At 60.1% G+C, this 10,461-nt stretch carries 14 protein-coding genes; 8 read left to right on the top strand and 6 right to left on the bottom strand.

Features of this window, described 5'->3' with window-relative positions; genetic code table 11:
- The 8 genes from H7225_RS09570 to H7225_RS09535 form a co-directional block, all read left to right on the top strand.
- Positions 1-390 (top strand): spore coat U domain-containing protein (locus H7225_RS09570; RefSeq protein ID WP_290661219.1); only part of this gene is annotated, 390 nt, incomplete at its 5' end.
- A 15-nt stretch (positions 391-405) separates the two neighbouring features.
- Positions 406-924, top strand: coding sequence for a spore coat U domain-containing protein (locus H7225_RS09565; RefSeq protein WP_290661217.1), 519 nt, complete (start codon positions 406-408; stop codon positions 922-924).
- A 43-nt stretch (positions 925-967) separates the two neighbouring features.
- A complete protein-coding gene (locus H7225_RS09560) occupies positions 968-1,252 on the top strand; it encodes a hypothetical protein (protein WP_290661215.1) in 285 nt (94 codons plus the stop codon).
- Positions 1,253-1,293: 41 nt separating this feature from the next.
- A complete protein-coding gene (locus H7225_RS09555; protein WP_290661213.1) occupies positions 1,294-2,046 on the top strand; it encodes a fimbria/pilus periplasmic chaperone in 753 nt (250 codons plus the stop codon).
- A 4-nt stretch (positions 2,047-2,050) separates the two neighbouring features.
- Positions 2,051-2,815 (top strand): hypothetical protein, encoded by a 765-nt coding sequence (locus H7225_RS09550; protein ID WP_290661211.1) that lies wholly within the window; start codon positions 2,051-2,053, stop codon positions 2,813-2,815.
- Complete coding sequence (locus H7225_RS09545; protein WP_290661209.1) at positions 2,706-4,361, top strand: fimbria/pilus outer membrane usher protein; 1,656 nt, start codon at positions 2,706-2,708, stop codon at positions 4,359-4,361. Before H7225_RS09550 ends, H7225_RS09545 begins: the two co-directional genes overlap by 110 nt.
- Complete coding sequence (locus H7225_RS09540) at positions 4,358-4,888, top strand: spore coat U domain-containing protein (protein WP_290661207.1); 531 nt, start codon at positions 4,358-4,360, stop codon at positions 4,886-4,888. The genes H7225_RS09545 and H7225_RS09540 overlap by 4 nt, the downstream gene beginning before the upstream one ends.
- A 31-nt stretch (positions 4,889-4,919) precedes the next feature.
- A complete protein-coding gene (locus H7225_RS09535; RefSeq protein WP_290661205.1) occupies positions 4,920-5,405 on the top strand; it encodes a spore coat U domain-containing protein in 486 nt (161 codons plus the stop codon).
- A gap of 67 nt (positions 5,406-5,472) precedes the next feature.
- Here H7225_RS09535 and ahpF read toward each other — a convergent pair whose 3' ends face one another.
- The 6 genes from ahpF to H7225_RS09505 all read right to left on the bottom strand — a co-directional run.
- On the bottom strand, positions 5,473-7,035 hold the full coding sequence (gene ahpF, locus H7225_RS09530; protein ID WP_290661203.1) for an alkyl hydroperoxide reductase subunit F: 1,563 nt from the start codon (positions 7,033-7,035) through the stop codon (positions 5,473-5,475).
- Positions 7,036-7,123: 88 nt separating this feature from the next.
- Positions 7,124-7,699, bottom strand: a complete 576-nt coding sequence (ahpC, locus tag H7225_RS09525; RefSeq protein WP_290661201.1) for an alkyl hydroperoxide reductase subunit C — start codon at positions 7,697-7,699, stop codon at positions 7,124-7,126.
- A gap of 121 nt (positions 7,700-7,820) precedes the next feature.
- Entirely contained in the window at positions 7,821-8,180 is a 360-nt protein-coding gene (locus H7225_RS09520) for a DUF2784 domain-containing protein (protein ID WP_290661199.1), read from the bottom strand.
- Positions 8,181-9,317 (bottom strand): MFS transporter, encoded by a 1,137-nt coding sequence (locus tag H7225_RS09515; protein WP_290661197.1) that lies wholly within the window; start codon positions 9,315-9,317, stop codon positions 8,181-8,183.
- Positions 9,307-9,972 carry a DUF2238 domain-containing protein gene (locus tag H7225_RS09510; RefSeq protein WP_290661195.1) on the bottom strand — a complete coding sequence of 222 codons (666 nt, stop codon included), beginning with the start codon at positions 9,970-9,972 and terminating at the stop codon, positions 9,307-9,309. The genes H7225_RS09515 and H7225_RS09510 overlap by 11 nt, the downstream gene beginning before the upstream one ends.
- A partial coding sequence (locus tag H7225_RS09505; RefSeq protein ID WP_290661193.1) for a DUF1003 domain-containing protein occupies positions 9,969-10,461 on the bottom strand: 493 nt, incomplete at its 5' end. The genes H7225_RS09505 and H7225_RS09510, both read right to left, overlap by 4 nt.

Genomic DNA, 10,461 nt, shown 5'->3' with positions numbered 1-10,461 from the left:
TCCAATGTGGGCTTTGGTGCCTACAACCCCGCCAGTGGCACAGCCAACGACGCCACCGGCGCTGCGCTGGTCACGTGCACCAATGGCTCCACCTACACCGTCAGTCTCGATGCCGAGGTGAATGCCGGTGGGGCCAGTGTGTTCAGCAACCGGCGCATGCGCATCGGGGCAACCACGGACTACCTTGGCTACCAACTTTACCTGGACAGCGGTCGCACGACGATCTGGGGTGATGGCGCCAACAGTTCAAGCGTTAGCCCGACCACCGGGACGTTCACGGGCAATGGCAGCCAGCAAAGCTACACGGTTTACGGCCGAATCACGACCGGTAACTATGTCACCGCCGGCTCCTACACGGACACCGTCACCGTCACGGTCACCTATTCTTAACTTTGAGAACTTGCCATGCGCCGCTATCTCAAATCCGTATTTGCGCTGACAGCTCTGAGCTTCGCGCAGGTCGCCATACCAGCCACCTCGACCTCAACATTCACCGTGACGGCGACAGTCGCATCAAGCTGCACGCTGGGAACCAGCAATGTGGCCTTTGGCGCCTACAACCCCACCAGCGGCACCGCCAATGACGCCAGCGGGGCAGCGTTGGTCACCTGCACCACAGGCACCACCTACACGATCGCCCTCGATGCGGGTGTGAGCGCCGGGGGTGCCTCGGTGTTCAGCAACAGGCGGATGCGCATTGGCGCTACCACCAGTTATCTGGGATACCAGCTTTACCTTGACAGCGGTCGTGTCACGGTGTGGGGTGATGGGCTGAATAGCTCGAGCATCAACCCCACCTCGGGGACGTCTACCGGAAATGGCAGCCAGCAAAGCTATACCGTGTATGGACGCATCACTGCCGGCAACTACGTGACTGCCGGTTCATACACCGACACGGTTACGGTCACATTGACCTACACCTGAGCACAGCATGCGAACATCACGTCGACTCGCATTGGGATTGACCATGATCGTTGCGATGCTCAATCCAGCGTGGCCGCAAAGCATGCGGGGCCTGTTTGCCATCACGACAACGGTGGTGCCGACCTGTTCAGTTTCGACGTCCAGCGATTTGCAGGAAGACCTTGTCGGTTTCGGGTCGAAGCTCGACAAAGACTGGGCTTTGGTGACATGCACGACTGAATCAACGTACAGCATGAGGTCAGAACGCAGTGACGGACAAAGTCGGGCCGCCGAAGGCGATCGGCAATACGCCATGGCTGGCAGCGTGATCACTATCACGTACAACTGACGACCCAGGACTGGGCGCAATTCACAGTCTTGTTTGCACTTATGGCGAACTGGCTTGGCCTCAAACTTCACTGCATGCGCTCGTCAACCCTCCTTATTGCCGGACTGTTGTTCGCCTTATCGGCGGCGGCATCTGACCTCGCCCTGATGCCGGTTCGAATCGTTCTAAAGCCGAACGAGGATCGTGCAGCACTGACGCTCACCAACCAGGGCAATGACCCCGTGGTCATGCAAGTAGAGCCTGTGTCCTGGACTCAGGTCGATGGCCAGGATCGCTACGAGCCAACCCGTGATCTGCTGGTCAACCCGCCTGTTTTCACGGTAGGCGCACATCAAGCCCAAGTGATCCGAATCGGCTTGCGCAAAAAAATAGATCGGCAGCACGAGGTGGCTTACCGCCTGATCATGCGTGAGGTGCCATCACCCCAGCAGGAAGCCAGCCCGTTGAGCACGGCGAACGGCGTGCGTGTGCTGCTTCAACTCCGGGTGCCGGTGTACTTCAATCCTGAGACAATTACCACCAGTGCCAATTGGAAGGTCAGCCGGACTGCAGACGGCCAGCTTGCCATTGAGGTGGAAAACACCGGCAATGTGCACATGGTGGTGTCCAACTTGGTGGTCAGGGACGCAGACCCCACCCCCCTGGTTGAAGAGAAGATGAGCGTGGCCGTGTTTCCGGGCCAAAGCTTTACCTGGAAACGCAAGCTGCTACGGCAAGCCAAGGGCAACAAGTTGACCCTTGCTGTGGTGACGGATGGCAATCAGCGCACTGTCGAAGTAAACCTTTCGCCTTAAAGCCATGGGGTCGTGCACCCGCCGCCGCCACGCATGTTTTGCCGCCCTTGTTCCTGTTGCCATGCTCATGGCCGGTCTTCATTTGAGCTGCAACGCCACGCCTCTGGCGCTAGAGCCCGCATCCCTGCTTCTGGCGGTGATCGTGAATGGTCAGGAGCAAAGCGACGGATCCGAGGTGCTCCAATGGAGTGATGGCCAGTTGGCTGTTTCGGAGCGTGATCTGCAAGCATGGCGGCTCTTACCGCCAAATGAGGGTGTGCTGGTGCATGGCGAGCGCTATTTCCGACTTGGGGATATTCGCGGCGCCCGTGCCGTGATCAACAAGGCCAGCCAAACACTCGCGTTAGATGCACCGGCTTCGGCGTTCACATCGAGCAGCATGCGCGATGAGGGCGAAGCCTCCCGCAACGTGATCAGTGCCCAAGCATTAGGCGGGTTCTTGAACCATGACGTGCAGTGGCAGGCAGGAACGCCTGGAGTGATAGCCGCGCTTGAGATGGGTGTCTTCAATGCCTGGGGCAGCGGAACCACGACAGCGTTGCTGAACACCACGACGCCTACCAGTCAGTTGATCCGACTGGACACCACCTGGACCATCGACAGGCCCGACAAAATGAGAGCATTGCGCATTGGCGATGCCGTCAGCCTGGGGACGGTCTGTGCGCTTTGGCGGAGTCCAATGGACCACCGACTTCCAGCTGCAGCCGAATTTTGTGAGCTTTTCGCGGCCGTCCGCCAGAGGCGAGGCCACCTTGCCATCGACCATTGATCTGTACGTCAACAATGTGCAGCGCATGCACCGCGAGGTGCAGCCCGGGCCCTTTGAAATCGCCAATGTGCCCGTGGTGACCGGCCAAGGGGAGGTCCGCATGGTGGTTCGAGATCTGCTGGGACGGGAGCAGGTGGTGAGAATGCCGTACTTCGTCAGTCCCACCCTTTTGAAACCTGGCTTGCGCGATGAGTCGTACGAAATCGGCAAGCTGCGCGAAGGCTACGGCAGCCTGGGAACTCACTATGGCCGCCCTTTTTTGACCGCGACCAACCAGGTGGGCGTGACGGATGCCTTTACAAGAGAGTGGCGGCTTGAGCTGATGCGCGGGCAGCAAGCCTTTGGTGCAGGCGGCGTCCTGGCACTGCCCGACATTGGCAAGCTGGAGTTGAACGGCGTGGTCAGCCAGCGCTCAGGGGTGTGGGGCGGCCTGGTCAGTGCTCAGGCGGAGCACTTCGCAGAGTCGTTCAACTATGGAGCGCGAGTTCAGTATAGCCAGCGGCATTTTGCTCAGATAGGCAGCTCGGTGGGCACCACCCCGCGCTTGAGCGCCGGTGCTTACGCCGGGGCTTCTTGGGGCAACAACGGCTTGAGCGCCTCAATCACCCAGCAGGCGAGCTGGGAAGGCCACAGCATTCGCGTGCTTTCTGTGAACAATTCAGTGCGCCTGGGTGGGTCCGACTCTCTCAATTTTTATGCTTTGCGCAGCATCAGTGATCGTTCGAATGTCTCGGTGGGCATCGTCATGATTCACGTGTTCGATGCGCGAACCAGCGGTAGCGCTGATTTCACAAAGTCGGGTACCCAGCGTCAAAACAGTGTGCAATTGCAGCAAAGCGCGCCCGCCGGTGCTGGTTTTGGTTGGAGGCTGCAAGCCGATCGTAGCCAGACCGAACGCATGAGCGCCGCAGGTACCTGGCGCAGCGCGCTGGGTGATGTCAGTAGCGACTTCAACCGCAGTGGTGGCGTCGACTCCTACCGCGCTGGCTTGAGTGGTGGCATGGCGTTTTTGGGCGGCGGCGTTTTTCCAGGGCGCCGGGTCGATGAAAGCTTTGCCGTGGTGAAGGTTGGCGACTATGGTGGTGTGCGGGTTTCACGGGCCAACAATGAGTTGGGCCGCACCGACAGCCATGGCCGACTGCTCGTGCCAGGCTTGCTGCCCTATCAGCCCAATGCTATTCAGATTGAGCAGGCTGATTTGCCATTGGACGCTGAGGTCGGAGAATTGGCGCTCGAATTGACGCCTGGTCGGCGCACGGGCGTGCTCGTTGATTTGAAGGTGCGCAAAGTACGCAGTGTGGAATTTCGCATGCTTGGCGAAAATGGTGAGCCCATCACCGCCGGCACGCTTGTCACCTTGGGCCACTCAGGTCAAACTTACCCGGTGGGCTATGGGGGCCAAGTGTTCATCTCCGATTTGAACGCAGAAGGCACGATGCCATTGACCATTGAGAACCCACCCTGCCAAGCCTCTATCACGTTACCGGCCGGTGGAGCAGGCAGTGCTGAATTGGAAGATGTCATTTGCAAAAGGCCCCCCAAGTGAAATGCATCGTCTCAAAAAGACTGTTGGTCGCCGCATCTTTGTGGGCCTTGACCGGCGGCGCACAGGCCGCGACAGCCACGGCCTCTATGGGCGCACAGACCACGGTCAGCAATAGTTGCGTCAACGTGGGGGCAAGTGCTGTTTCTTTCGGTACCTACAACCCTAACGGTGGTTCGGTCAGCAATGCCACGGGTTCCGTCAGCATTACCTGCGTAAGCGGGACCACATACACCATTTCGCTGGATGCCGGTCTCAATGCAGGCAGTGCAACAGCCTATGCCAATCGGCGCATGAGGATCGGGGCAACCAGCTATTACCTGGCTTACCAGCTTTACATTGACAGCGGCCGGACCCAAATTTGGGGTGACGGTGCCAATGCAAGTTCTGTGAAAAATCCTTCTTCAGGGGTGTTCACCGCGACAGGTAGCGCCATCAACTACACCGCCTACGGGCAAATTGCGGCCAGCGTCAGTGCCGCTTCGGGCTCCTACACGGATACCGTCACGGTTACTTTTACTTGGTCCTGAATTTAGCCCGGAATATACAAGGATGATTGCCATGAAACGCTTAGTCTTGCTGCGCCTTGTGCCGACGATGGCACTGTCGATGTTCGGCGGCCATTGCGTCGCCGCCACGTGTTCAGTGGCCGCCGGCACGGTCAATTTCGGTGCCTATAGCCCGATCAGTGGAAGCGTTGTCAACAGCACGGCAACGGTGGCAGTATCCTGCATCGACTACTGTTCATGCACTTTCGGCAGCTACACCGTGGCGCTTAACGCCGGCACCTATGGCACCTTGGGGACCCGCCAAATGGGCACAAGCACCTTGAGGGTGAACTACAACATCTACAAAGATTCGGCGTACACGCAGATCTGGGGTGACAGCACAAGCAGCACCTTCACCAACTCAGGCAGCTACGCTTTTACATGCGCTTTTGGTTGCGTCACCAATTTCACCGCATACGGCCAAATCCCTGCATCGCAAACAACCGTGCAGGCGGGCAGCTACAGCTCCACTGTCACGGTGACGGTGACCTATACATAGCTTCAACCACGTTCCATGACCCGCCCAGCGTGCGTATCAGGCCCACGGTGGACGTGGCCCCTTGGCGTCAACCCGCCGAACGGATCAAATGGTCAAACGCTGCCAACGCCGCCTTGGCCCCATCACCCGCAGCGATCACGATCTGCTTGAACGGCACCGTGGTGGCATCGCCCGCCGCGAACACGCCCGAAACAGATGTTGCGCCGCGCGCATCCACCACGATCTCGCCATGGCGTGACAACTCCAGCGTGCCTTTCAGCCACTCGGTGTTGGGCACCAGGCCGATCTGCACAAACACGCCTTCCAGCGGCACGAGGTGCTCTTCGCCCGTGGCGCGATCTTTGTAGCGCAGGCCATTGACCTTGCCTTCGGCCCCGGTGATCTCGGAGGTCTGGGCGTTGGTGTGCACCGTCACGTTGGGCAGACTGTTGAGCTTGCGCACCAGCACGGCGTCGGCCTTGAGCTGGTCGGCGAACTCGATCACGGTGACATGGGCCACGATGCCGGCCAGGTCAATGGCGGCCTCAATGCCCGAGTTACCGCCACCAATCACCGCCGTGCGCTTGCCCTTGAACAGCGGGCCATCGCAGTGCGGGCAGTAAGCCACGCCCTTGTTTTTGTACTCTTGCTCGCCGGGCACGTTCACATTGCGCCAGCGCGCACCAGTGGACAGGATCACGGTCTTGCCCTTGAGCGAGCCGCCATTGGCCAGCTTGACCTCGATCAGGCCACCGGGCTGCGCCGCCGGGATGATCTGTTCGGCACGCTGCAGGTTCATGATGTCGACATCGTAGGTGCGGGCATGCGCTTCCAGGCCCATCGCGAACTTGGGGCCATCGGTCTCGAGCACCGAGATGTAATTCTCGATGGCGAGGGTATCGTTCACCTGCCCGCCAAAGCGCTCGGCGGCCAGGCCGGTGCGGATGCCCTTTCGCGCGGCATACACGGCCGCAGCAGCGCCAGCAGGCCCACCGCCAATGATGAGGATGTCGTAGGGCTCCTTGTTGCTGAGCTTGACGGCTTCCTTGGCGGCGGCACCGGTGTCCAGCTTGCCAACGATTTCTTCGACCGTCATGCGGCCCGAGCCGAACACCTGCCCGTTCAGGTAGACCATGGGCACGGCCATGATTTCTCTGGCGTTGACTTCGTCCTGGAAGGCACCGCCTTCAATGACGGTGGTGCGCACCTTCGGGTTGAGGATGGCCATCAAGCTGAAGGCCTGAACCACGTCGGGGCAGTTGTGGCAGGTCAGGGACATGTAGACCTCGAAGGCGTAATCGCCCTCCAAGGATTTGATCTGGTCGATGACTTCTTGCTCGACCTTGGGCGGGTGCCCGCCAGTCCACAACAAGGCCAGCACCAGCGAGGTGAACTCGTGGCCCAGCGGCAGGCCGGCAAAGCGCAATTGCGTGTCGCTGCCGGTGCGCTGCAATGAGAAGGAAGGCCGGCGGGCGTCTTGCCCATCGGTCTTCAAGGTGATTTTGTCGCTGCGCAGTCCCACGATGGTCTGCAGCAGTTCGAGCGTGTCGCGAGACGTCTCGGAATCGTTCAGTGATGCCACGATCTCGAAAGGCTGGGTAACGCGCTCCAGGTAAGCGCTGAGTTGGGCCTTGAGGGTGTCGTCGAGCATGGTGTGCATCCTTTGGTCTGGGGGTGCCCCCTTTGGACCTCGTGAGTCCGAAGGAGGCGGTCAATCAATTGTCAAACGGTCAAATCAATCAGATCTTGCCGACCAGGTCCAGCGAAGGGGTCAGCGTCTTGGCGCCTTCCTTCCACTTGGCGGGACACACCTGGCCGGGGTTGGCGGCGGTGAACTGGGCAGCCTTGAGCTTGCGCACGGTTTCGGACACGTCGCGGGCGATCTCGTCGCTGTGGATTTCAGCGGTCTTGATCATCAGCTCGGGGTTGATGATGAAGGTGCCGCGCAGGGCCAGGCCTTCTTCTTCGATGTACACGTCAAAGGCTTTGGTCAGCTTGTGGGTCGGGTCGCCGACCAGGGGGAACTTGGCCTTGCCGACGGCGTCGGAAGTTTCGTGCCACACCTTGTGCGAGAAGTGCGTGTCGGTGGTGACGATGTAAACCTCGGCACCGGCCTTCTTGAACTCTTCGTAGCTGTTGGCAGCATCTTCGATCTCGGTCGGGCAGTTAAAGGTGAAGGCGGCCGGCATGAAAATCAGGACGGACCACTTGCCCTTCAGGCTTTCATCAGAGACGGTGATGAATTCACCCTTGACACCACGGTTCACGAAGGCTTCGGTCTTGAAAGGTTGGACTTGCGTGTTGATCAGGCTCATGGATTGTTTCCTTTTGGTTGGTGGATGTTGAACAGAAGATTGCCAATGGTAGGACAGCTTCACCATTGTCCGGATTGAATGATCAAATCAGACTGATTGGCAGGGGCTATGCCTGCAGGGCTCAAAGGCGTGAGCGGATCCACAGCCCGTACACGACCAAATTGAAGGCGACCATCAGGATGCCCAGCACCAATTGCACCGTGGGCGTGAGGCCATCGGGGTACAACAGCGAGATGATGTAGTGGTCGATGAAGCCGCCGTCATAGCCTTCCTGGCCGGCCTTGAAACGCAGGCGGTTTTCAAGTGGGGTCAGCGGACAGATGCTGCTGGTGAACTCGACATAAATGCCCCAGATCAGGGCTGGGACATGCAGCCAGATCAGGCCTGGCCAGCGGAACAGCAAACCTGCCCCAAAGACCACGAAGAGCACGAAAGCCAGGTGGAAAACCACCAGGGAGCTGGCAAGGATGGCGTAGGGCATCTAGCGATCATGCCCGAGGGCGCGTCGCGCGGCCAGGCTCAATGTGGCCGCAAACAGCATCACCAGTGCCATGCCGGCCGACAGCGTGTGCCATTCGGCCACGACGCCGATGAGCGGCGGCCCCACCATCATGCCCAGGTAACCCAGGGCGGCCACGGCCGCGATGCCATCTGCAGCTGCCACGCCCGGCACGCGCGCCGCCGCGCTGAACAGCACCGGCACCACATTGGCCAGTCCCAGTCCGATCAGCGCGAAGCCCAGCAGCGCGGTGATCGGTTCATCGGTCACCAGCGTGAGCGCCATGCCCAAGGCAGCCAGCGCGCCACAGATCTGAACCAGCGTCACCGATGACACGCGAGCCCGCACCCAGTCTCCGCCAAAGCGGGTGGCCGCCATCGCGCCCGAAAAGCTGGCATAGGCCAAGGCCGCTGTCGAAGGCTTCGCCTGCAGTGATTCGTGCATGTACAACACGCTCCAGTCATAGATGGCGCCTTCGCACAGCAAGCCCAGCGCCGCCAGCATGCCGATCAGGCCCAGCACGCCGCGCGGCAGCACCATGCCGCCGTCGGATTGGGCGTCTCGGCCGGCGTGCATGTGCAGGCAACCCCACACGGTGAGCAGGCCGCAAGCCACGCCGGCGGTCAACAGGTGCAAGGGCGCGTTCAAACCCATCCCTTGCATGGCGCTGCCCAGCCCTGCGCCAGCCATGCCACCCAAGCTGAACAAGCCGTGAAAACCGCTCATCAAGGGCCGATTGGCCTGGCGCTCGATCTCGCTGGCGGCCACGTTGACGGCGACGTCAAACAGGCTGGCGGTGAGGCCGAAGATGAACATCAGCACCAGCAGGGCAGCGTAGTGATGGGTGGCTAAAAGCAGTGTGATGGCCAATGCAGCCGTCAGACCCGTGACTCCGGCCACGGTGCGGGGACCCAGGCGACCCACGATGCGCCCCGCCTGGGTCAAACCGGTGATCGAGCCGACGCCCGCTGCCAGCATCGCCAAGGCCAGGGTTTGTTCGCTCAGCCCATGGTGAGCCTTGACCATTGGCACCTGCACCCCCCAGGTGGCGAACAGGGCGCCCGCCGCGAAGAACTGGCCACGGATGGCCCAGGTGGAATGCGAGGCCTCAGCTGGCATCGCCGTTCGTCAGCCGCCGGATCTGGCGGTCTTGCAGGCGCGAGAAAAGCGCCAGGGCTGTGATGGCGCCGATCAGCGCAAACAACATGTCCGACTGCGTGTCCCACGGATCGCCTTGCGTTCCCAGGAACTCATCCGCACCTTGGCCGGCCACCAGCGCCACGCCCCACTCGATGAACTCATAGGTGGCGCTGATGGCCAGCACGATGCTGACCACGATGAACGCCAGCATCTTTGGTCCCTTCACATGCTGGCCACGGATCAGGATTTCACGCGCGACCAAGGCAGGCACCAGCCCTTGAAAGAAATGCCCAATCTTGTCGTACGGGTTGCGGTGCAGCCCGAGCCAGTCTTGAATTTGAAAGCCAAGTGGCACCCGCGCGTAGGTGTAGGCCCCTCCGAGCATGAGCACCATCGCATGCGCAAAGATTCCGACATACAGCAGCGTGGTCAGGGGAAAGCGCTTGTAGCTGCCCCAAAGGATGGGCAAGGCAATGACCACGGGCGCGACCTCCAGTGCCCAGGTTGCGTAGTCGTAGGGCCGAAGGCCTGACAGCGCAAGCAGGGCGATGAGCAACACCGACGCGAGCGTCAATGCTTTGCTGCGTTGCTGCTGCTGCAGTGTGTGGCCAGGCAAGTGGTGTTCCGGCTTCAAGTTGGTTTACCTACGAATTTGAGGTGAATTTCCAACGTCAATTGCTCGATGCGTTCGCTCAGTTGCTTGGTGATTTCGGTCAGCGTGGTGTTTTGCTGCATGAGTTCGATCAACTGCACATTCTGGGCGCTTGAAAACAACTCGCGCTGTTCGCTGGCTTGGGCCAATGCCTCGCGGTGCATGGCATCGGCTTCTGCGTGCACCCTGTCCCGGTCCGCCTGGCGAGTTTGAGCCAGCAGGATCAATGGGGCAGCATAGGCGGCTTGAAGGCTGAACGCCAGGTTCAACAAAATGAATGGGTAGACATCGAACTTGGTCGTGCCCATGGCGTTGACCGTGATCCAAGCCACCACGATGAGGGTTTGTGACACCAGGAAAACAGGTGTGCCAAAAAATCTGGCGAATGCTTCAGCTTTCAAGGAAAACCAGTCGTCGCCAAACACTGAGAACAGGTGGGCAAAGGGCAGGTGAAATCGGAAGTGATGCTTG

Source organism: Aquabacterium sp., from assembly GCF_014378415.1.
In the GTDB taxonomy this organism is placed as follows: domain Bacteria; phylum Pseudomonadota; class Gammaproteobacteria; order Burkholderiales; family Burkholderiaceae_C; genus Aquabacterium.
This window is presented reverse-complemented; position numbering and strand designations above follow the sequence as displayed.

Bases quoted from the DNA above. Each gene is read 5' to 3' on its own strand.
- H7225_RS09565 (WP_290661217.1), top strand. From the start codon at position 406: ATGCGCCGCTATCTCAAATCCGTATTTGCGCTGACAGCTCTGAGCTTC.
- H7225_RS09560 (WP_290661215.1), top strand. From the start codon at position 968: ATGATCGTTGCGATGCTCAATCCAGCGTGGCCGCAAAGCATGCGGGGC.
- H7225_RS09555 (WP_290661213.1), top strand. From the start codon at position 1,294: ATGGCGAACTGGCTTGGCCTCAAACTTCACTGCATGCGCTCGTCAACC.
- H7225_RS09550 (WP_290661211.1), top strand. From the start codon at position 2,051: ATGGGGTCGTGCACCCGCCGCCGCCACGCATGTTTTGCCGCCCTTGTT.
- H7225_RS09535 (WP_290661205.1), top strand. From the start codon at position 4,920: ATGAAACGCTTAGTCTTGCTGCGCCTTGTGCCGACGATGGCACTGTCG.
- ahpF (WP_290661203.1), bottom strand. From the start codon at position 7,035: ATGCTCGACGACACCCTCAAGGCCCAACTCAGCGCTTACCTGGAGCGC.
- ahpC (WP_290661201.1), bottom strand. From the start codon at position 7,699: ATGAGCCTGATCAACACGCAAGTCCAACCTTTCAAGACCGAAGCCTTC.
- H7225_RS09520 (WP_290661199.1), bottom strand. From the start codon at position 8,180: ATGCCCTACGCCATCCTTGCCAGCTCCCTGGTGGTTTTCCACCTGGCT.
- H7225_RS09515 (WP_290661197.1), bottom strand. From the start codon at position 9,317: ATGCCAGCTGAGGCCTCGCATTCCACCTGGGCCATCCGTGGCCAGTTC.